Below are 18,500 nucleotides of genomic sequence, written 5' to 3' on the forward strand. Positions count from 1 at the left end.
CCCATCATGGCTACGAATAATGAACGTCAAATCGCCGAACGTCGGATCGACGGCGAGGCCTTTGTGCTGCCCGCCGCCACGATTGCGGGCGCAACCTTCTGCGCGGCGGACAACGAAGTGTGCACGCGCATCTGCAATGCGGCCACGGGCGCAACGATCGGCTGGCAGGAGCACGCCACAGCCGGGATGGTCGATCGCGCCGTGCACGCCGCGCACGATGCGCTCATCGCGTGGCGGCACACGACGCCCGCCGCGCGCGGCAAGCTGCTGCGCAAGATCGCTGAGTTGCTGGAAGCCGACCGCGCACGCCTCGCTGCCATGCAGATGCAGGTGAGCGGCAAGCCGCCGTTCGAAGCGGACCTCGACGTGAGCGACGCCATCGCGACGTTCAACTATTACGCGGGCCTGTGCGAAGACGCGTCGGTGTTCGCCGCCGAACCGGTCGCGCTGCCGGACGATGCGCTGCAGGCCGAACGCATGCACGAGCCGGTGGGCGTCGCGGCATTGATCGTGCCGTGGAATTTCCCGATGGTCACGACGGCATGGAAACTCGCACCCGCGTTGGCCGCGGGCTGCACGGTCGTCATCAAGCCTTCGGAATTCACCTCGCCCACCGAGCACATGCTCGCCGCAATCGTGAGCGAAGCGGGCGTGCCCGATGGCGTCGTGAACGTGGTCAACGGCGGCGGCGAAGTCGGCGCCTGGCTGACGACGCATCCGCTCGTCGACAAGATCTCGTTTACCGGCAGCACGGCGTCGGGCCGCAAGGTCATGCAGGCCGCCGCGCAGGACATGAAGCGCCTCACGCTCGAACTGGGCGGCAAATCCGCGCTGATCGTGCGCGAAGACGCCGACGTCGTGCAGGCCGTCTCGCTCGCGGTGGGCGGTGCTTTCACCAACGCCGGGCAGATGTGCTCGGCCACCGCGCGCATCCTCGTGCACGACAACGTGTATCGCAAGTTCATGGCCGCGTTCGAGACAGCGGTGCGAGCCGTCGTGGTCGCGCCGCCTCAGGGTGCGGACGCAGCGATGGGGCCGCTCATCAGCGCGACGCAGCACGCGCGCGTGGCCTCCCTCGTGGCGCAAGGCGTCGAAGCCGGTGCACAGATCGCGTTCGCGGGCCAGCTCGATCCCGCCTGCGCCGATGGCTTCTTCATGGCGCCCGTCGTCATTGCGGAGCCCGCGGCGGACAACGTGCTGTGGACCGACGAGATCTTCGGCCCGGTCGCATGCGTGAAATCATTCCGTTCGGATGACGAAGCAATCGCCCTCGCCAACGATACGCGTTACGGACTGGTCGCCACGGTCGTGACGAGCGACGACAAGGCCGCGCGACGCTACAAGGCGCAGCTGCGCGCCGGGCTCGTCTGGGTCAACACCCCGCAGCTGATCTTTCCGCAAGTGTGCTGGGGCGGCTTCGGCCTGAGCGGCATCGGCCGCGAACTGGGCGTCGCGGGCTTGCGCAGCTACCAGGAATTGCGGCACACGGTCGGCCTGCGCGCCTGATCGCTTCATACCGGCTGCATGCCCGCCTCGCGCGGGCTCGATCGCGGCCTCGCACGCCACGTGCGCGGCCGCGACGCTTTGACGGGCGGCGCTGCCGTAAGCGGCGCGGCGGGGGTGCGGTCTGCGTGGCATAATCCCCGCAATATTTCCGCCACTTCACGCCGTGCGCCGATTCCATCTCAGGCTGGGCAGTCTACTGGGGACGCTTGCGCTCCTCATGGCGACGCTCGCGCCCGTGGTTTCGCACCTGCTTGCCGCCCAGGCCATGCAGATGGCGCCCGGCACGGTGGAACGCGCGCCCTGCGGCATGCCTTCGATGGAGCACCACGTGCACGGCGCGAGCGGCACGGCGGGCGCGCACGCCACGTCGGGCGACATGCAGGACTGCGGCTATTGCAGCTTCTTCGCGCACCTGCCCGTCGTGTCCGGCGTACCCGTGGCGCTGTTCGTCGTCGGCCAGCTCGTGCAGGCACGTATCGCGGCGCAGTTCGAGAGCGTTCGCCTCGTCGCGCCCGCGGGCCACATCCACGCACGCGCCCCGCCCCTGTCCTGACTCGATCGATCATGCCAATCCCGGCCGACGCGCCCAGCGTGTCGCCGGGCCTGCCCGCGCGCCGCCCTGGCTCGCGCGCGTGCCTCGCTCCTCGACAGGACAACTCATGTCTGACCAATCGCCTTCCAGCCGCATGGCGCCGGGCGTTCTTGCCAACCTTCGCGCACTGAGCCGGCTCCTCGGCTGCGCGCTGCTGCTCGGACCGTGCGCGGCCCATGCTCACGCCATCGCGGGCGACCGCGTTTTCCCTTCCACGCTCTCCGTCGACGACCCCGGCGTCGGCGACGAAGCCAACTTCGAATTCGGGCACCAGCGCGTGCCGGGAGACGCCGGCGACCAGAGCATCAACACGTTCAGCTTCGAGTACGACAAGCTCATCACGCCGCGGCTCGCCTTCTCCGTGGACGGCGGCTACGTCATGCAGAACAACCCCACCGCGCGCGGCTTCGACAACTTCGGCGTGGGACTCAAGTACCTGCTCTACGTGAACGACGCGCATGAATTCATGACCTCGGTCGGCGTGAACGCCGAACTCGGCGGCACGGGCAGCCGCGCGATCGCCAACAACTTCTCGACGATCTCGCCCACGGTCTTCGCCGGCAAGGGCATGGGCGATCTGCCCGACTCGCTCGCCTGGCTGCGGCCCATCGCCATCACGGGCGAAGCGGGACCGTCGTTCACGACCGGCGGCGGCCAGCCGAACTCGTTCGATTACGGCTTCACGTTCCAGTACAGCCTGCCCTACCTGCAACAGCACGTACACGACCTCGGCCTGCCGCAGCCGTTTTCGAACCTCATCCCGCTGGTCGAAGTGCCCCTCTCGCGCAGCCAGGGACAAACGACCGGGACCGTCAACCCCGGCTTCATCTGGATGAATCGTTACGGCCAGCTCGGCATCGAAGCGCAGATCCCGATCAACCGGGCGAGCGGCTCGCACGTCGGCATCCTCGCGCAGGTGCACATCTTCTTCGACGATGTCGCGCCGCGCACGATCGGCAAGCCGCTGTTCCAGTAAGCCCGCACCTTCACACAGGAATTTCGCCATGAAACTCGTTACTTTGCGCACGGCCGTCGCTTCGATCGCGCTGCTCGCCGCCCACCTGGCGTGGGCGCACGCCTATCCGAAGCATCAGGAACCGCCCGCGGGATCGACCGCGCCGGCCACGCTCAACGCCGTCGTGATCGATTTCGACGATGGGCTCGAGCCCGCCTTCAGCTCCATCGACGTGACCGACGCGCAGGGCAAATCGGTCATTCGCGAGAAGGCCAAGGTCGATGCGGGCAACAACAAGCGCATGTCGGTTGCGCTGAACGCGCTGACGCCTGGAAAGTATTCGGTGGTGTGGGTCGCGGTCGCCGCCGATGGGCATCGCACGACCGGACATTACTCGTTCGACGTGAAGTGAACGCGTAACGACGAGAGGAGGCCATGCTGCGAGTTCTTGCGCATTCGCAGCGTGGCTCGTGGGTGGGTTATCCGGTAGGGCGCCGGCTTAATGCGGCGTGGTGGCGGTAAAGGCTTCGGGCGAGCCGCTCAAGGCGTCGTACAGCTCCCCAACGGGCAAATCGCCGATTTCGTTGTGGATATAGGCGTTAAACGTACGCTCGTAGAGCGCGCGCCCGGCGTCGGTTTCCATCGTCATGTCGAAGCCGTTGAGAACCAGGCCGGCGATCTCGTCGGCTTCGAGCAGGATGTGTTCAGCTTTCTTTCGTTCCATGGTAGTGCTCCGGTACGGCAGGATCAGGCAATTTTAAGGGGAACGGCGCAGAAATGCTGACGAAAAAAACGGGGGCGATTCGATTTCGTTCCCGCAATGCGGCATGCGCCGACGCCTCGAAATGCTTAGTTATGTTTAATTTCCGGCTTGTGCCCACGTCGGCGCAATGCTCATCAGCGCCGCGCAAGCACATATTGCGGTCGTGTACTTCATGATCGTTGCTGTCTCCTTGTATGGCCTCGATTCGCCTTGGCGGCAGACTAAAATCAGTCACTGCCTCGGTGTGGGCCAGCTTTTAGGTTTCTTTGTAACGCAACGAAATTTTGCCAGCGCGCCGCTGCATGTCTATTGAGAAAAAAAGCGTCGCGCTTGAGTGAACGGTTAAAGTTCGCGCTGTGCGAGGGGATGTCGTATGGCGATGGAGTCTGAACGCGTGCCTGCGCATAGGCTTCAATCAAATCGTCGCACGTACGTTCGTCCCAGGATGAATCCTGAGACAGTGAGAATGCATCGCATAGTTATTTAGGGAACCGAATTTTTCCAGTGCATCACGGCCAGCCAGTCTTTGAATCTTTCCGGACATTTGCGCATAGGGTTAAGGCGTGGCCGTGAAGCTGCGGTCAGCGTGATACCCGCTCATTTCGCGGACTCGACCGTGCCATTCAAGCCGGGACCATAGCCCGCGTTTGCATTGGCCCGTTGTTGCGCGACGCGCGCCTCGGCACGGAGCAGGCCTTCCGGGCATTCCGCCGTGCAATCGGCGAGCGGATTGTAGCCAGCCTTTTCGAGTTCTACGAGTTGCGCGCGAACCTGCTCGCGAGTGAGCGGCTCGTTCGACTGCGCGAATGCGAGCGCGGGAAGCAGAGCGACGGCGGTGACGAAAGCGGCTTTGATCGACATGTTCATGTTCTTACCCTTCTAACTTCAGTTTGGCCGCAGCGTTTGCTGCAGCAACGAAGTTAGTATTCGACACCAGGGTAAATACTTAGGCTATTGAATTAAAACGCCGACGCGTTGAGTGTTTCGTTAAGGCACGGCGGGGCATGGCGGCAGGCGGAGGCGAGAGGCCGCAAGGCGTCGTCAACTACGAGGATCAGGATTCGCCTTTATTCGGCAATGCGTTTGAAACTGACGTAGTAGTCGTCGGTGTAATAGCAGTCGCTGGTCTGCTTGCGCGGTCCGCCGCATACGATCCTGCGCTGCCCGCGATCCGTCATGCCCGGGGTGCGCACCGTGTATGTGTGGTAGTAGCCGCGCGGATGCTTCGGCAGCAATTGCGCCGTGTTACGGAACAGGACGCCGTCGTCCGCGAAAGGAAAGGGGCCGCCCGCCTTGATCAGCCGCAGTGTCTCAGCCGCTTCGCCCGGCAACTGTGCCTTGGTGATGGTGCCCAGCGCGCCAGGCGCTTGCGTGCCTGATGCGGCGGGAGTACCGCTTGCGCCCTGCGCCGGCTGACCCGGCGCCTGGCTCGCGGAGGCGCCCGACGCCTCGGTGGCGTTTCGCGAACTCTCCTTGCCGCATCCGCCAAGGATCGCGCTCATGGCGACGACGCAAGGGAAAACCCACGCTCTCTTCACGAAACGACTCTCCCCGCGTTGATTGGAACTCGACGACCAGGATAGACGTAAAGGTAGCGCTAATGGCGCAGCGAATCAATGTTCGGCCGGAAACGGGCATTCGGTACACGACACCCCCGGCCGATGCGCGGCGGCCGCTCACACCCGTTCCGATGTAAGCGGCCTGGACTTGCAATCACATGATGCCTGAATGACGCGGTACTTCAACTGCGTGATGACCTGCACTCCTGATTGATTTGACAGCGTCGTGCTTCGACATTGACCGCTCAACTCTGCCACCTACGACGACAACTGCCGGACTGCTGTTCTGCAACGGGTACACGGTATGGTCCAACTCGACCGCAGGAGGGGAATCCTGGGATGAAGCCAACGTCTCGCTCCATGAAAGACAGTGTAGGCGTAGACGCGCTGAACCAATTGCCCGAAACGAGCCCAATATCGCGCCGAGTTCGCGCAATTGGGTGGCTCCTGGTTCAGGCTATCGCTTGTGCCTCCGACCGATAGAACGGGTAGTCCGTGTAACCGATGTGTGTGCCGCCAAAGAATGTCGGGCGGTCATACGGGTTGAGCGACAGCTTGCGACGGAGCCGCTCCGGAAGATCGGGATTCGCAATGAAGTGACGACCGAACGCAACCAGATCGGCATCGCCGCCCTGCAGAATCGCTTCGGTCTTTTCGCCGTCGAAGCCGCCGGCCGCGTGCCGGTTTGAAAACATCCGGCCTCCTCCAGTCGGCATGGCTATTTCAACCAGAAAGGGCCAACTAAACATTATTGAAAACTGCTCGCATGTCGCTAGCATTCATACATCGACTGCCGGATCGAATACCGGCGGCGTTTGTCAGATATGTGCGGCCTCCTGGCTGGGGAGACGACGGATATGCGAGTTCTGGTATTGGGTAGCGGGGTCGTCGGCGTGACGAGCGCGTACTATCTGGCGCGCGCCGGTCATGAAGTCACTGTCATCGACCGCGAGCAAGGTCCCGCGTTAGAGACGAGCTTCGCGAACGCCGGGCAGATTTCTCCGGGATACGCGGCGCCGTGGGCGGCCCCTGGCGTGCCGCTCAAAGCCGTTAAATGGATGTTCCAGAAGCATGCCCCGCTCGCCATCCGCCCGGATGACGCGGACAAGCAGTTCCAGCTCCAGTGGATGTGGCAGATGCTGCAGAACTGCACGGCGGAGCGCTACGCCATCAACAAGAACCGCATGGTGCGGCTCGCGCAGTACAGCCGCGATTGCCTGATGGCGCTGCGCGCGGAAACCGGTATCCAGTACGAAGGACGGACCGGCGGCACGCTGCAGGTCTTCCGGACGCAGCAGCAGTACGACGGCGCGGCAAAGGACATCGCCGTGCTGAAAGAGGCGAACGTTCCCTACGAGTTGCTCACTGCAAGCGAACTCTCGCGGGCCGAGCCGGCCCTCGCCGCGGCCTCGCATAAATTGACCGGCGGTCTTCGCTTGCCCGGCGACGAGACAGGCGACTGCCAACTGTTCACGACCCGGCTTGCCGCTCTCGCCGCGGAGGCCGGCGTAACGTTCCGCTACAACACGGCCGTCGATACGCTCGTCGTCGAAGACTGCAAGGTCGTTGGCGTGCGTCACGGAACCAGGCTCATTCACGCCGACGCGTTCGTTGTCGCGTTTGGCTCGTATTCGACGAGCTTCCTGTCAGGCCTCGTCAAGATTCCGGTCTACCCGCTCAAGGGATATTCCATCACGGTGCCTATCGTGGACGAGGCACGCGCCCCTGTCTCGACTGTCCTCGACGAGACCTACAAGATCGCCATCACGCGTTTCGATAAACGCATTCGCGTGGGCGGCATGGCCGAAATCGTCGGGTTCGACAAGCGCCTGCGCGAGGCCCGCCGCGAGACACTCGAAATGTGTGTGAACGACCTGTTCCCGGGCGGCGGCGATACATCGAAGGCGACGTTCTGGACCGGGCTGCGGCCGATGACGCCGGACGGCACGCCCATTGTCGGCCGCACCGCCGTGCCCAACCTCTTCCTGAACACGGGCCATGGCACGCTTGGCTGGACCATGTCGTGTGGTTCGGCGCAGCTACTCGCCGACCTGATTTCAGGTAGAAAGCCCGCTATCGAGCACGACGATTTGAACGTGTTCCGTTACGCCAGGGAGCCGGAGGCCCCGGCGGATTTCGCGCTGGATTAGTCAGTACTGCTGGTGGAGTGGTGAGCGTCGGCCGACGCTCACGTTTGAATCAGTGCGAAGACGGAGCGAACGCTTCGAAGTACATCCGCTCCAGTGTGAGCGTGATGCCGAACTGCGAAGTTTGCCGCAGTCCATTGGCGCCATAGAATTGCAGCTCTCCGCGCTGGCCGACGACGATGACCTCCTGGGCGCCGCCCTCGAGATACGCCCTGACCCGCGCGCCGATGTCATGCGCATACTTGCGGTCGAGGAGCACCTCGACGCACAGATCCGGCACAAACGGAACAGGATCGTCCCGGTCAAACCCTTCCCACTTTTCAGGCGGCATCCAGACGACGTCGGGTACGCGGATGCCAAATGACGGCGTCGCCACGGCAACCGACATCGCCGCCACGTGACCGATCTGCTCGGCGATCTGGCAGTACACGTCGGTGAGAACGATCTGCCGCCGTGCCGAGGGTTTAGGATGCGGCACCGCTTCACCGCGGCCATCGAGTTCACAGCATTCCCACGCCCCGGAATCTGCGCTGGGGTGCATCCGACGCCAGGTCGCTACCAGCCCGTCCTGCTCGAGAAGAGTCGACACAACCACAAGCCTCCGATAGGGGAATTCTCTAAGGGTATTCCCTTTGTCGGCCGGTGAAAAGGCGTTGTTTCTGTGCATTGCACAATAAACTACCCGGTGTGGATGGATCCGATCTTGTGCCCGTTATCGGGCCATATCGGATGGTCCGACACTTCAGCGCCATGCTGACGCTGCGGCCGAATCTGACTGGCGTGCGTCTTGATTGTGCAACGCGTCAACATCGCCCCAAAGGGTAAGATCAGCGTCGGGTATTCAGCTTTTGCCGAAGCCGCATTCTGCGGGCGCGTCGTTGAAGTGTTACCGTAAGGGTTTGTCGAGTGCGCCCTGGCGCTTGAACACGAGAAGTGCAATGGAAATCGATGCGGAGACTTTCCGGCGACTGCGCCGTCTCGCCCCCGTCGTTGACGACATACTCAACGCCGGGGAAGTTGAACATGCGGGCCAGGCTGTGAATCTCGCGGCACTCGCGCAACTATGCTCGACCCTCTTCGACGCTTACTGCTCGATGCATCCCGAGGAGACCGCGCAAGCCAACCTCGACATGCTCGAGTCGCAAAAGTAGCGACCGACGCCCCCCGGGGTCACTGCGAGTCCGGATGCGCCAGGCCCGCTTCCTCGATAATCTGCTCGTATTTTTCCGCGCCGACTACCTCGCGGTACTCCTGCTTCAGCCGGATGAGCGCCTGCGCCGTTCTGGAAATCACCCCGTAGACTTCCAGCTGCTCAGCGTGCACGAGGGCCTGCCCCAAAGTCATGGCCACGTCAGTATTCCTTATTGCAGTTGAACAGCCATCAAGTCGTTGACGAACGTGGGCCGGGCGGAGGCGAACTCCATCAGGTTGACGAAGCCGTTGCTGAGCGCAAACGCTTCCAGCGCGTCCTTGCCGCTGTCAGCCTTGATGCGGCCGTAGCTTTCGACCATCGTCAGGTCGGTAATCAGGTACACCATTTGAACCTCTTCGCATCTATGGATGCCTCAAGTCGTTGTCCACTCAAGGATTCTTTCGAAGAGTACGTAGCGTCACTTAAATCGAGCTTAAACAACGCCGACATGTCGAAAGCCTTGCCTGGCCGGCGATTCGGCGGCGCACGCTGCCGCCACGGCGCTTGACGGTATGCCCTTGTCGATGAGAGAAGTTAAGATGAGAACGAGATAGGCAACGGCTCCCGTCTTCGGGCACCAGAAAGATGGAACGAGAGACATACAAAGGCTACGATTTGTGGGGTCACGCCATCGCGCAACAGGCAGAGCTGCTGACGCCGGAGCGCTACGCGGGTGGCGGGACCATCATCCAGGGTAACAAGCTCATCTGCACTTCCGGCGTCCTCGACCTGTTCGATTCGGAGGAAGAAGCGCAGGACGCGGGAATCGCCTGGGCAAAGGCGTGGGTCGACACGCACGGTTAGCGCACAGGTGCAACGCAGGTTCCTCGGGTATTTCGATCCGCGCGTCAACGTCACAACGCTGACGCTCAGTCCGCCTCGCTTTTTTGCCAGGTCAAAAGAATCTGCTGCTTCGCCGTGATCAGCGTCGCCACGTGCTCGCTCAGCTGGTCACGGATCCTTTCGGTCGGGCCGCCAATCGAGAGACCGTACAGGTCGCCGCCGAAATCGAGAGCGACGGCCACCGCCGAAAGCTCGGGCGCGCTCTCGCCGATATTCGCGTACCAGCCTCGCTCATGTGCAGCGCCGACCTGATCGATGAACGTGGCACAGTCGGCGACCGTGGCAGCCGTGAATCGCTCGAAATGGAGCTTCGCGCAGAGTGCTTCGCGCGTCGACGCATCGAGTTCGCCGCAAATCACCTTGCCAATCGAGTTCGCATGCAACGGGCGCAGTGACCCGGGCGCGCAGGCATAGCGGACGGCCTTCTCCGATTCGACCACGTCGAGATAGATGACCTGCGTGCCATGGATCTTGCCAAGCACGATGGTTTCTCCCGTCGCGTCGCGCAGCTCGACAAGCCGGGGATGCAGCATTTGCACCACCGGATCGACGGCATTGATCGCGTTGGCGAGCAGTTGCAGACGCCGCGTGGGATAGTAGCCGCCCCGCTTGCGCACTTCGTAGAGATAGCCGCGGCTCACGAGCGTGCGGGCAAGCGCGAGGCAACTCGACGACGGCACCTCCAGAAGCCGCGCCATTTCGGCGAGCGCCAGCGGCCTCTGTTCGGCGGCGAAGAGCTCGAACAGGTCGAGCGTGCGGGCAACGAGTTTGACGTCCATGGATCGGGCGTGGGTCGGGCTTGGGTCGGGCATTCGATCGCAAGGCGGCGCGATCCCCCTTGCACGGTTCAGTAAGACTTCGGCAGCCCGAGCACCTTCTCCGCGATGAAGCACATGATCATTTGCGGGCTGACGGGCGCGAGCCTTGGAATCATACACTCCCGCAAATAGCGTTCGACGTGGTATTCCTTCGCGTAACCCATGCCGCCCAGCGTGGCAATGGCCGTCTGACACGCCTGGAACGCGGCTTCGGCGGCGAGGTATTTTCCGGCGTTGGCTTCGGCGCCGCACGGTTCGCCCGCGTCGTACAGCGTGGCGGCCTTCATCACCATCAGGTTCGCCGCCTCGAGCGCCATCCACGCCTGCGCGAGCGGATGCTGGATCGCCTGGTTCTGCCCGATGGGACGTCCGAACACGACACGGTCCTTCGCATACTGCGTTGCGTGGCGCAGCGCCGCCTGGCCGAGCCCGACCGCTTCCGAAGCGATCAGGATGCGCTCCGGATTCAGGCCATGCAGCAGATAGTGGAAGCCCTTGCCCTCCTCCCCGATGCGGTCGTCCACCGGCACGCGCAGGCCGTCGATGAAAAGCATGTTCGAATCGACGGCCTTGCGGCCCATCTTCTCGATCTCGCGGACTTCGACGCGCGTGCGGTCGAGGTCGGTATAGAAAAGGCTCAGACCATCGGTCGGCTTCGCCACCTGGTCCAGCGGCGTCGTGCGCGCGATGATGAGCATCTTGTTCGCGACCTGCGCTGTGGAGATCCAGATCTTGCGGCCGGTGAGCACGTAGTGATCGCCATCGCGCACGGCCTGGGTTTTCAGGTGTGTCGTGTCGAGGCCGGCGTCGGGCTCGGTCACAGCGAAACACGCCTTGTCGCGGCCCTCGATGAGCGGCGGAAGAAACCGCTGCTTCTGTGCTTCGCTGCCGAACACCTGCACCGGATTGAGCCCGAAGATGTTCATATGCACGGCCGACGCGCCCGAAAGGCCCGCGCCGGAAGCGCTGATCGTGCGCATCATCAGAGCCGCCTCGGTCATGCCGAGCCCCGAGCCGCCGAACTCTGGCGACATCGCTATACCAAGCCAGCCGGCATCGGCGAGTGCGCGGTGAAAGTCGTGCGGGAAGCCACCTTCGCGGTCGCGTTCGAGCCAGTAGCTGTCGTCGAAGCGCTCGCAGATCTTTTCGATTGCGGCGACGATCGACTGCTGGTCTTCATTGAGGTTGAAATTCATGCGGACTTCCTCTCAAGGCAGAAACGAATACGGTGTTACAGCGGGAATACGCCCACCAGCACCGCGGTGAACACCATCAGCACCGTGGCGGCGAACAGGAATGGAATCGTGAACTTCTGATGCTCGGCGAGTTCCACGCCCGTCAGGCCGACGATCAGGAAGGTCGCCGGCGTGAGCGGGCTGACGGGAAAGCCGGTGGTCATCTGACCGAGGAGCGCCGCCTGCGCCATCTGCACGGACGGCACGCCCAGCATTTCCCCGCTCTTTGCCAGAACCGGCAGGATGCCGAAGTAAAACGAATCGGGGTCGAACAGCAGGCTGAGCGGCATCGAAACGAGTCCCAGCACGAACGGCATATGGCGCGCGTGATCGGCGGGCACATGCTGCACGACCACTTCGGCCATGGCATTGAGCATGCCGGTGCCGGTCATGATGCCCGTGAACGCCCCCGCCGCAAGCAGCACGCTCGCCATCATCAGGGCCGCCTTCGCATGCGCGTCGACGCGTTCGCGCTGCTGGTTCACATCCGGATAGTTGATCACCAGCGCCAGCACTGTGCCGATCATGAACATGACCATGGGATCGACGACGCCCGACACGAGTGTCACGAGCACGACCAGCGTGAGCACCAGATTGATCCAGAAGCGCTCGGGCCGGCGCAACGCGAGTTCCTCCGGCGTGAGCACGCGCGGGGTGGCGGCAATGCCGGCGGCATGCTCGCGTGTGAGGCCAAGGCGCTTCTCCTCGCGCTTGCCGAGCACGTACGCCGTGCCGAACACGAAAACCAGGCCGACGATCTGCACGGGAATCATCGGATAGAAGATCACGGTGCCCGGAATATGCAGGGCCGCGGAAGCGCGCAGCATGGGCCCGACCCAGGGAAGGAAGTTGACGCCCGCGGCCATCGAGGCGACGCACGCGAGAATCCGGCGGTCGAGACCGAGGCGGGTATAAAGCGGCATCATCGCGGGCAGCGTGACGAGGAACGTGACGGCGCCCGACCCATCGAGGTGGATAAGCAGCGCCAGCAGTGCGGAGCCCATGACGATGCGCGGAGGATGGCAGCCCACCACGCGCAGCACGCCGTTGATGATCGGATCGAGCATGCCCGCATCCGTCAGGATGCCGAAGAAAAGAATCGCAAAGACGAACATCCCCGCAACCGGACCGATGTTCTGCACCCCGTGAACGATGAATTTCGCGGTGGAGAGCCCGAATCCCGCGGCGAGTGCGGCGACGATCGGCACGGCGATCAGCGCGACGAGCGGCGAGAGCCGCTTCGTGATGATCAGCGTGAACAGGGCGATGATCGCGAGCGTTCCAATTAGCGCGAGCATGAACCGGTCTCCCTGTGCGTACGACTGCTTGCCTCGTGGGTGGATGCCATTGCTGTCTCCTGCGCGGCGTTGCGTGCGCCGCCGTTGTGGTTATGTCCGGCTGCCTGTCGATGCGCGGGCTAGGTCTCGCGTGTTCGTTCGCCGAAGACCTGCGCCGCGTGTTCGTCGAGTGCCGGCGGCGCGCTCCGGTAAGTGGCCGGCGTGCGGCCCAGCTTGATCGGCGAGGCGATGCCGCGGTAGGTCCCCATCTCGACCTTCATTGCGCGGTGGTCGACGTGCGGATGCGCGAGCGCCGCCCCCACGCCGAGCACGGGCGCACAGGGCACGCCGTGGCGCACGAGCAGGTCGGCAAGCTGTGGGCCATCCCAGCCGGCGAAACGTTGTTCGAGTTCCGCGCGCAGTTCGTTCCGGTGCTGGCTGCGCGAGCGATTGTCGGCAAAGCGTGGATCGTCGGCGAGGTGCGCGACGTCGATCAGACGGCAGAGCGCCGCGAACTGCGTGTTGTTGCCGACCGCGAGGAAGATGTCGCCGCTGCCGGTGTGGAACATGTCGTAAGGCGTAATGTTCGGATGGGCGTTGCCGGTACGCCGCGGCTCCTTGCCCGAATAGAAGTAGTTGGGCGTGTGCGGGTGGAGGATCGAGAGCGCGCAATCGAACAGCGTGGATTCGACGAACTGGCCGCGCCCGCTTACCTCGCGCTCGCGCAACGCCATCAGGACGCCGAGGGCCGCATTGAGTCCCGTCACGAGATCGACGATCGGCACGCCGACGCGCAGCGGCGCGCCGCCTGCCTCGCCGTTGACGCTCATGAGCCCGGTCATCGCCTGGATCGCCGCGTCGTAGCCGGGCAAGGCGCCGAGCGGACCGTCCGCGCCGAAGCCGGACACGCGGCAATGGACGAGCCGGGGAAAGCGCGTGGCGAGCACGCTGTCGTAACCGAGCCCCCAGCGCTCGAGCGTGCCGATCTTGAAGTTCTCGACGAGGACGTCCGCCGTTTCGAGCAGCGCGAGCAGCCGTTCGCGCTCCGCCGGCTGGGTGAGATCGAGCACGACGCCCAGCTTGTTGCGATTGACGCCCTGGAAGTACGAAGCGGTCTCGCCATCGAACGGCGGCCCCCAGCCGCGCGTTTCATCGCCGCCGGGCGGCTCGATCTTGATCACTTCTGCGCCGTGGTCGGCGAGAATCTGCGTACAGTAGGGGCCGCCGAGAACACGGGACAGGTCCACGACGCGCAGGCCGTGCAGGGATCCAGCTGCTGGAGATGAAGGAGTGTCCATTTCGATCTGTACTACTGACTGATTGATGCCGATTGCTGAATTGCCAAGTGGTGTCTGACAGTGGAGAACGGGGATGTCCTGCGTTCTGGCTCAACGTGAGCGCAGGCACAAAAATTCACTGCGGTGAATGAATATTCACACACAGGAATACGCGAGGTCAAGCTGGAACCCAAAAAGCCGCACCAGGAATGTCCCTGGTGATGGATGGCCAACGGCCGTCGCCCTGCCGGCTTTTATCGGCGGCAAGGGGTGAGCCCGGGACAATCAGGCAAGAGCGAAAAGGCGAGGGGAAAAGTTCAGGCCGACCAGATGAGAGAGCTCTGGTGGCGGTCAGGGCAGCGATCGCTGAAACCCTTGGTGGGCCGGGTGGGGTTCGAACCCACGACGTCCTTTCGGAGGCGGATTATGAGTCCAAGAAAATAATTAGAGATTTCAATCGGTTAGCGTTGAAATCGTTCCGCAAATCGTATATTTCAACATGCTTCAGAGCCTTATCTGGCAACGCCACGAAGAAAATTGCGGAAAACTTTTCGCCCCCCGCCCTGGACTCGGAAGGTAGAATTTCCAGATGAATAGGTCGCGCCTCGGGGCCGGGGCGATCGGGTGATTGCGTAGATACGCTGCAAAAGAAAGCCCGCTAGATGCGGGCTTTTTTGCGTCTGATAACCTAAAGACGCATACAGCGCGAGATGTGCAAATGTCAGATTTTGCGGGTGGCGATAAAACCGGAAATCAGATCCACGGGTTCGGTAGCTCAGCCCAGGCGCCTGACTCTTCGGCAGCGAACGGCATTACCGTTGATGCGCGGATAGTCGCGGTCCAGCCTTCGATCTACCTCTTTCAAGAGCCCTACTACCTTTCCGAAGTCGAGTACGAACGGATTGCTGCAGGTCAGCCGTTGGCAGTATCAATTTTCGTGAACATACTGCTAACCGCGGTTGGATCCACGCTGACTGTCGCTGGGCAGGCCGTCAGTCGACTCGTCACAGGTCAGGCGACGAGCCTTGATCTACCGTCTATCTACACTGCGCTGCTGACTGGCTTGCTCGCTGCAGTTGCATGGTTTGGCGCGCGCAAACTTCCGGGCAACTACAACCGAACGATGAAGGCGATAAAAAATCACTTCAAAAGCAATCCCGTGCGGCGCACCGGAGGCGTGCAATGACCTTCCAAATCCAAGACGGCAAATACGATCTACCTACCGATTTCGAGCCCTATCGCGTGCTACGCATCTGCTCAAATGTCGCCACGGGCGCGCGGTACCCTATCGCGAGAAACGATGGACCTCCGCCATTGATTATCGCGCGCGGCCCAGAGCCGCGCCTCTGGATGACTGCCGGCCCGCTGCCGAGCGGTCCAAAGTATCGAACGATTTTGCGAGAGAATGTCCCGCTGAGTCCCCAGGTGAGCATATCGTCCATGGGCGGAGTCATCACCGTTCAAACAGTTGCCCTCGACCATAGAGTTGCGCCTATCGTTTTGGTCCGCGTCAAGGCAATATCACAAGACGAAGTCGAAATCTCCGACCTCGACCTGCGGCCGGCCGGCTTGAACATCCACGGGGATAGCTCCGCCCTTTATGTCGGGGGAAGCAGGTTTGAACATGGTCGGTCTATTGCAGCGGAAGCATTCCTCACAATTAGCATACAAGGGGGAGCATAGCTAACGTCGAGGCATCCAGCGCGGAAGCGCTCTAACCGCCAAAGACTGGATGGGTTAATAGCCTATTGGGGGTTCGTCCGCCACCGAATACACAAGGCCTCCAGCGCGGAGGCCTTTTTGTTTTGGGTGATTCAAACGGTATTGGGTGATTCGCGCTCAATGCGCAATCCCTTACTCTACCGGCCGTGCGGCGAATAAGGCCCCTATTCGCCGCAGAGTTTGCGGCGAATACATCCGCCAGCCTGCGCTACGATACTGTGTTTATATACAGTGCTCGGGGCGCGAAAATGGAATCGATCTGGGAGTACCGCTGGGCGTTCGTGGAGACGGGCCACTGGGGCGGCAGGAAGGAAACGAACTTCCATATGACAGATGCCGAGGCTGAAAAATGGTGGGCCTACGGCATACAGGGAACTGAACGCCTCGACGAGACGAAGCGCGACAGGAACGCGGTCAATACAGATTGGCGTGCGAGCAGCACGGGTGCCCTGAACCCATGGGACCACGGCGGCCTTCCGCATAGCCGCGAAAGCTAATTGTTTTTGGACGTGGACGGCGCACAATATTACTGATACCTTACACATAGGTTGCGTCCAGACCCCGCAACCTCCAGCGCCTCCCAAGCTGGACAATGCTTAAAGGCCGCCGCATTCGCTCGGAATCGGCGGCCTCTTTTCGTGGATCACTGCGCAGCCAATGGGAGCCGACGTAGCCTACGCTTCGCTCGCTACGTCCCGCTGCCAATTTGCTGATATGCACTCGGGATCTCTTCGGCGATCGAATCGAGTTCCGTATTCTTCAGCTAGGCGCCCGGCGTGCCCAATCTGCACAGAAGTAGTACGGCAAGGCAATGCGAAGCCTCAGCTTCTCTGCGTTTGCCGGCCTGTCATTTCGATTTTTTCTTAAGGATAAGCTTGCCATCTTCATAGCTTATCTCTTCATACTCCTTAAATACGGCAAGAATCAGCGCAATCCCGAGAGAGGCGGCTACGATAATGGCTGAAATCTCCACGCCAGTCAGCGCGGCTACCGGAGCTACCGCAGCGTAAGACAATCCGAAGGTTTCGGGAGCCGTCACCGTTGCAACTCCAACCACGGCAACGAGGGATGCAATTGCTGCTGCGCCAAGCGTTGCGATTTTCTTTGTGTTCTTCAGCTTATCAGCCAAGGCGCCTAGAACGATGATTTCCGGCTCACCATTATCTTTCGCCCTTTCCAATTCGCTCTTAGTCGAGACTGTTACCATACGTTCCCCGTGTGATCGCACGCCAATTCAAGTTACATGCATAGGGCGACCTATGCTCCAACTGGTTAACGACCAACGGGGAAATATCTTGACCGTGGCGCTAATGCGGAAGTGAAAGGGAAGCGGTGACCGGCCAATTGGCCACCGCCTTTTTTGTTGCCCTGCTATGCAGCCGGCTTCACTTCAGCCGCGGCGATCTTCTCGCACCGGGCCTGCACGAGGTCGATGTCATGATCGCCGAAGCTTCCGGCGCCGGGCCACTGGCTGGCCGGGATCATCGCGAAGCCCGAACTCTTGAGCCACACATGATCATGCTGCGGTCTCGCCCGCCACCGCAGATCAACCCACGGCCATGCCGCCCAGGTGTCGCGCCCGTTTAGCACACACACCATTCCGGCGAGTTGGGTCGCATACGTGGCGTAGAACCGGGCATCCGCGAACTTCGGCGCTTCGAACGAATACAGCGCGCCGATCTGCGTGGCCGGGATGAAGAGCGGCGTCAGGTGCGTGCGGCTCGCCCCCAGGGAGTGGCCGCACACATTGAACACCGCACCGGCCGGAGCGACGGAGAGCGCCCACTTCCACACGTCCGCCATCCCCGAGATCACGCCATCGGTGACGCATCCACCATCGACCGGATGCGGGACGAGCGATACGTCGTCGAAGACGTCGGCCAGCTTCAGGCTCGACGCACGCGTGCCGCTAATGCTCAGATGCGTGCGCCCTGCCGCGTCCACCGACATCACAGCCTGATTGTTCGCGTCGCTGTAGATGTCACTCCAGACGTCGCCGAGCGCCTGGAACGCAGCCTTCGATTGCATCGGGTCAATGACGTAGGCGGCGTTGGCTCGTTTCGCCGCCAGTGCGATCGCCTGCCAATCCATCACTGGCTCGCGGCGATCGGCGCGGACGCGGCGGCAGGAGCCGAGGCCGTCGAAGCCGAGGCGGCAGCGGCAGCCGCTGCCGTTTGCTGCGCCTGCACCGTCGTGAGGACCTGATTGAGGATCGGCTGCGCGAGCGTCAGGCCAAGCAGAATCGCCGGTTGGTTCGGCAACATCGGGAGCGCGCCAACGAGCTTGATGAGTGCCGGAAACGCCGTATCGTTCAGCGTTTTCAGACTCGTCACGTCGATCATTCCGCCGGACGTGCAGACCGATGCGTTGATCGCGATGATGCCGGGCTTCGTCGCATCGCTCGGATCGCCATTGAGCAGCAGCTTCTGACTCGCGCTGAGCAACGGCGATGCAGCGATGGCCTTGAGATCGGCGTTGACGACGGGACAGAAGTCCGTCACGAGCTGTTGGGGCGTGACGATGAGCTTGGGCGCAGTGCCGGTGCCTGTCGACGCGCAGCCTGCAAAGAGAGCGAGCGCGGCGAGGCCTGCCGCGAGAAGCAGCTTCTTCATTT

General features: G+C 62.4%; 23 protein-coding genes and 1 pseudogene. 10 read left to right on the forward strand and 14 right to left on the reverse strand.

Translation table 11 applies throughout. From position 1 onward, the window contains the following. The first annotated feature begins 6 nt into the window (after positions 1 to 6). The 4 genes from AB4Y42_RS02025 (at position 7) to AB4Y42_RS02040 (ending at position 3,465) form a co-directional block, all read left to right on the forward strand. Positions 7 to 1,506: an aldehyde dehydrogenase family protein gene (locus tag AB4Y42_RS02025; protein WP_368693220.1), complete on the forward strand. Its 1,500-nt coding sequence runs from the start codon at positions 7 to 9 to the stop codon at positions 1,504 to 1,506. 163 nt (positions 1,507 to 1,669) lie between these two features. Next, on the forward strand, positions 1,670 to 2,059 hold the full coding sequence (locus AB4Y42_RS02030; protein WP_368693221.1) for a DUF2946 domain-containing protein: 390 nt from the start codon (positions 1,670 to 1,672) through the stop codon (positions 2,057 to 2,059). A gap of 133 nt (positions 2,060 to 2,192) precedes the next feature. After that, entirely contained in the window at positions 2,193 to 3,074 is an 882-nt protein-coding gene (locus AB4Y42_RS02035) for a hypothetical protein (RefSeq protein WP_368693402.1), read from the forward strand. A 28-nt stretch (positions 3,075 to 3,102) separates the two neighbouring features. Beyond that, positions 3,103 to 3,465, forward strand: a complete 363-nt coding sequence (locus AB4Y42_RS02040; RefSeq protein WP_368693222.1) for a copper resistance protein CopC — start codon at positions 3,103 to 3,105, stop codon at positions 3,463 to 3,465. Between the two features lie 87 nt (positions 3,466 to 3,552). On the opposite strand, the gene AB4Y42_RS02045 is transcribed toward AB4Y42_RS02040, so the two are convergent. Continuing rightward, the gene (locus tag AB4Y42_RS02045) at positions 3,553 to 3,777 is read right to left on the reverse strand and encodes a hypothetical protein (protein ID WP_368693223.1); all 225 of its coding nucleotides are present in this window, start codon (positions 3,775 to 3,777) and stop codon (positions 3,553 to 3,555) included. 166 nt (positions 3,778 to 3,943) lie between these two features. On the opposite strand from AB4Y42_RS02045, the gene AB4Y42_RS02050 reads away from it, so the two are divergent. Next, positions 3,944 to 4,129, forward strand: coding sequence for a hypothetical protein (locus AB4Y42_RS02050; protein ID WP_368693224.1), 186 nt, complete (start codon positions 3,944 to 3,946; stop codon positions 4,127 to 4,129). 284 nt (positions 4,130 to 4,413) lie between these two features. Here the strand turns inward: AB4Y42_RS02050 and AB4Y42_RS02055 are convergent, their stop codons facing one another. From AB4Y42_RS02055 to AB4Y42_RS02065, 3 genes and pseudogenes are all read right to left on the reverse strand, one after another. Next, entirely contained in the window at positions 4,414 to 4,677 is a 264-nt protein-coding gene (locus tag AB4Y42_RS02055) for a DUF4148 domain-containing protein (protein ID WP_368693225.1), read from the reverse strand. A gap of 206 nt (positions 4,678 to 4,883) precedes the next feature. Beyond that, on the reverse strand, positions 4,884 to 5,354 hold the full coding sequence (locus AB4Y42_RS02060) for a ribonuclease domain-containing protein (protein ID WP_368688114.1): 471 nt from the start codon (positions 5,352 to 5,354) through the stop codon (positions 4,884 to 4,886). 473 nt (positions 5,355 to 5,827) lie between these two features. After that, positions 5,828 to 6,052, reverse strand: a pseudogene (locus AB4Y42_RS02065) (alkene reductase); the annotation flags it as partial. 180 nt (positions 6,053 to 6,232) lie between these two features. Here AB4Y42_RS02065 and AB4Y42_RS02070 point away from each other — a divergent pair. Beyond that, positions 6,233 to 7,525 (forward strand): D-amino acid dehydrogenase, encoded by a 1,293-nt coding sequence (locus AB4Y42_RS02070; protein ID WP_368693226.1) that lies wholly within the window; start codon positions 6,233 to 6,235, stop codon positions 7,523 to 7,525. A gap of 49 nt (positions 7,526 to 7,574) precedes the next feature. On the opposite strand, the gene AB4Y42_RS02075 is transcribed toward AB4Y42_RS02070, so the two are convergent. After that, positions 7,575 to 8,111 (reverse strand): Uma2 family endonuclease, encoded by a 537-nt coding sequence (locus tag AB4Y42_RS02075; RefSeq protein ID WP_368688112.1) that lies wholly within the window; start codon positions 8,109 to 8,111, stop codon positions 7,575 to 7,577. Between the two features lie 349 nt (positions 8,112 to 8,460). On the opposite strand from AB4Y42_RS02075, the gene AB4Y42_RS02080 reads away from it, so the two are divergent. Next, positions 8,461 to 8,673 (forward strand): hypothetical protein, encoded by a 213-nt coding sequence (locus AB4Y42_RS02080; RefSeq protein ID WP_342918612.1) that lies wholly within the window; start codon positions 8,461 to 8,463, stop codon positions 8,671 to 8,673. Between the two features lie 19 nt (positions 8,674 to 8,692). Here AB4Y42_RS02080 and AB4Y42_RS02085 read toward each other — a convergent pair whose 3' ends face one another. Together AB4Y42_RS02085 and AB4Y42_RS02090 are read right to left on the reverse strand one after the other, a co-directional pair. Then, positions 8,693 to 8,872 (reverse strand): hypothetical protein, encoded by a 180-nt coding sequence (locus tag AB4Y42_RS02085; protein WP_368688426.1) that lies wholly within the window; start codon positions 8,870 to 8,872, stop codon positions 8,693 to 8,695. Positions 8,873 to 8,883: 11 nt separating this feature from the next. After that, a complete protein-coding gene (locus AB4Y42_RS02090; RefSeq protein ID WP_368688111.1) occupies positions 8,884 to 9,060 on the reverse strand; it encodes a hypothetical protein in 177 nt (58 codons plus the stop codon). A 239-nt stretch (positions 9,061 to 9,299) separates the two neighbouring features. On the opposite strand from AB4Y42_RS02090, the gene AB4Y42_RS02095 reads away from it, so the two are divergent. Next, complete coding sequence (locus tag AB4Y42_RS02095; RefSeq protein ID WP_069266156.1) at positions 9,300 to 9,518, forward strand: hypothetical protein; 219 nt, start codon at positions 9,300 to 9,302, stop codon at positions 9,516 to 9,518. A 65-nt stretch (positions 9,519 to 9,583) separates the two neighbouring features. On the opposite strand, the gene AB4Y42_RS02100 is transcribed toward AB4Y42_RS02095, so the two are convergent. From AB4Y42_RS02100 to AB4Y42_RS02115, 4 genes are all read right to left on the reverse strand, one after another. Continuing rightward, a complete protein-coding gene (locus AB4Y42_RS02100; protein ID WP_368688110.1) occupies positions 9,584 to 10,336 on the reverse strand; it encodes an IclR family transcriptional regulator in 753 nt (250 codons plus the stop codon). A gap of 68 nt (positions 10,337 to 10,404) precedes the next feature. Continuing rightward, on the reverse strand, positions 10,405 to 11,571 hold the full coding sequence (locus AB4Y42_RS02105) for an acyl-CoA dehydrogenase family protein (RefSeq protein WP_368688109.1): 1,167 nt from the start codon (positions 11,569 to 11,571) through the stop codon (positions 10,405 to 10,407). A 35-nt stretch (positions 11,572 to 11,606) separates the two neighbouring features. Next, positions 11,607 to 12,908 carry a CitMHS family transporter gene (locus tag AB4Y42_RS02110; RefSeq protein ID WP_368693227.1) on the reverse strand — a complete coding sequence of 434 codons (1,302 nt, stop codon included), beginning with the start codon at positions 12,906 to 12,908 and terminating at the stop codon, positions 11,607 to 11,609. Between the two features lie 119 nt (positions 12,909 to 13,027). Continuing rightward, positions 13,028 to 14,185, reverse strand: a complete 1,158-nt coding sequence (locus AB4Y42_RS02115) for a CaiB/BaiF CoA transferase family protein (protein WP_368693228.1) — start codon at positions 14,183 to 14,185, stop codon at positions 13,028 to 13,030. 697 nt (positions 14,186 to 14,882) lie between these two features. Here AB4Y42_RS02115 and AB4Y42_RS02120 point away from each other — a divergent pair. Beyond that, positions 14,883 to 15,350 (forward strand): hypothetical protein, encoded by a 468-nt coding sequence (locus AB4Y42_RS02120; RefSeq protein WP_368693229.1) that lies wholly within the window; start codon positions 14,883 to 14,885, stop codon positions 15,348 to 15,350. Between the two features lie 784 nt (positions 15,351 to 16,134). Beyond that, positions 16,135 to 16,383, forward strand: coding sequence for a hypothetical protein (locus AB4Y42_RS02125; protein WP_368693230.1), 249 nt, complete (start codon positions 16,135 to 16,137; stop codon positions 16,381 to 16,383). 350 nt (positions 16,384 to 16,733) lie between these two features. Here the strand turns inward: AB4Y42_RS02125 and AB4Y42_RS02130 are convergent, their stop codons facing one another. The 3 genes from AB4Y42_RS02130 to AB4Y42_RS02140 all read right to left on the reverse strand — a co-directional run bounded on the left by AB4Y42_RS02130 (position 16,734) and on the right by AB4Y42_RS02140 (position 18,498). Beyond that, on the reverse strand, positions 16,734 to 17,093 hold the full coding sequence (locus AB4Y42_RS02130; protein WP_368693231.1) for a hypothetical protein: 360 nt from the start codon (positions 17,091 to 17,093) through the stop codon (positions 16,734 to 16,736). A gap of 164 nt (positions 17,094 to 17,257) precedes the next feature. Then, positions 17,258 to 17,977, reverse strand: a complete 720-nt coding sequence (locus AB4Y42_RS02135) for a hypothetical protein (RefSeq protein WP_368693232.1) — start codon at positions 17,975 to 17,977, stop codon at positions 17,258 to 17,260. Continuing rightward, a complete protein-coding gene (locus AB4Y42_RS02140) occupies positions 17,977 to 18,498 on the reverse strand; it encodes a hypothetical protein (RefSeq protein WP_368693233.1) in 522 nt (173 codons plus the stop codon). The genes AB4Y42_RS02135 and AB4Y42_RS02140 overlap by 1 nt, the downstream gene beginning before the upstream one ends. Positions 18,499 to 18,500: the final 2 nt, after the last annotated feature.

Source organism: Paraburkholderia sp. EG286B, assembly GCF_040965655.1.
Taxonomy (GTDB): domain Bacteria; phylum Pseudomonadota; class Gammaproteobacteria; order Burkholderiales; family Burkholderiaceae; genus Paraburkholderia.

Excerpts from the sequence above, each read along its gene's own strand:
- AB4Y42_RS02025 (WP_368693220.1), top strand. The coding sequence starts at position 7 with ATGGCTACGAATAATGAACGTCAAATCGCCGAACGTCGGATCGACGGC.
- AB4Y42_RS02035 (WP_368693402.1), top strand. The coding sequence starts at position 2,193 with ATGGCGCCGGGCGTTCTTGCCAACCTTCGCGCACTGAGCCGGCTCCTC.
- AB4Y42_RS02040 (WP_368693222.1), top strand. The coding sequence starts at position 3,103 with ATGAAACTCGTTACTTTGCGCACGGCCGTCGCTTCGATCGCGCTGCTC.
- AB4Y42_RS02045 (WP_368693223.1), bottom strand. The coding sequence starts at position 3,777 with ATGGAACGAAAGAAAGCTGAACACATCCTGCTCGAAGCCGACGAGATC.
- AB4Y42_RS02050 (WP_368693224.1), top strand. The coding sequence starts at position 3,944 with ATGCTCATCAGCGCCGCGCAAGCACATATTGCGGTCGTGTACTTCATG.
- AB4Y42_RS02055 (WP_368693225.1), bottom strand. The coding sequence starts at position 4,677 with ATGTCGATCAAAGCCGCTTTCGTCACCGCCGTCGCTCTGCTTCCCGCG.
- AB4Y42_RS02070 (WP_368693226.1), top strand. The coding sequence starts at position 6,233 with ATGCGAGTTCTGGTATTGGGTAGCGGGGTCGTCGGCGTGACGAGCGCG.
- AB4Y42_RS02080 (WP_342918612.1), top strand. The coding sequence starts at position 8,461 with ATGGAAATCGATGCGGAGACTTTCCGGCGACTGCGCCGTCTCGCCCCC.
- AB4Y42_RS02090 (WP_368688111.1), bottom strand. The coding sequence starts at position 9,060 with ATGGTGTACCTGATTACCGACCTGACGATGGTCGAAAGCTACGGCCGC.
- AB4Y42_RS02095 (WP_069266156.1), top strand. The coding sequence starts at position 9,300 with ATGGAACGAGAGACATACAAAGGCTACGATTTGTGGGGTCACGCCATC.
- AB4Y42_RS02100 (WP_368688110.1), bottom strand. The coding sequence starts at position 10,336 with ATGGACGTCAAACTCGTTGCCCGCACGCTCGACCTGTTCGAGCTCTTC.
- AB4Y42_RS02105 (WP_368688109.1), bottom strand. The coding sequence starts at position 11,571 with ATGAATTTCAACCTCAATGAAGACCAGCAGTCGATCGTCGCCGCAATC.
- AB4Y42_RS02110 (WP_368693227.1), bottom strand. The coding sequence starts at position 12,908 with ATGCTCGCGCTAATTGGAACGCTCGCGATCATCGCCCTGTTCACGCTG.
- AB4Y42_RS02115 (WP_368693228.1), bottom strand. The coding sequence starts at position 14,185 with ATGGACACTCCTTCATCTCCAGCAGCTGGATCCCTGCACGGCCTGCGC.
- AB4Y42_RS02120 (WP_368693229.1), top strand. The coding sequence starts at position 14,883 with ATGTCAGATTTTGCGGGTGGCGATAAAACCGGAAATCAGATCCACGGG.
- AB4Y42_RS02125 (WP_368693230.1), top strand. The coding sequence starts at position 16,135 with ATGGAATCGATCTGGGAGTACCGCTGGGCGTTCGTGGAGACGGGCCAC.
- AB4Y42_RS02130 (WP_368693231.1), bottom strand. The coding sequence starts at position 17,093 with ATGGTAACAGTCTCGACTAAGAGCGAATTGGAAAGGGCGAAAGATAAT.
- AB4Y42_RS02135 (WP_368693232.1), bottom strand. The coding sequence starts at position 17,977 with ATGGATTGGCAGGCGATCGCACTGGCGGCGAAACGAGCCAACGCCGCC.
- AB4Y42_RS02140 (WP_368693233.1), bottom strand. The coding sequence starts at position 18,498 with ATGAAGAAGCTGCTTCTCGCGGCAGGCCTCGCCGCGCTCGCTCTCTTT.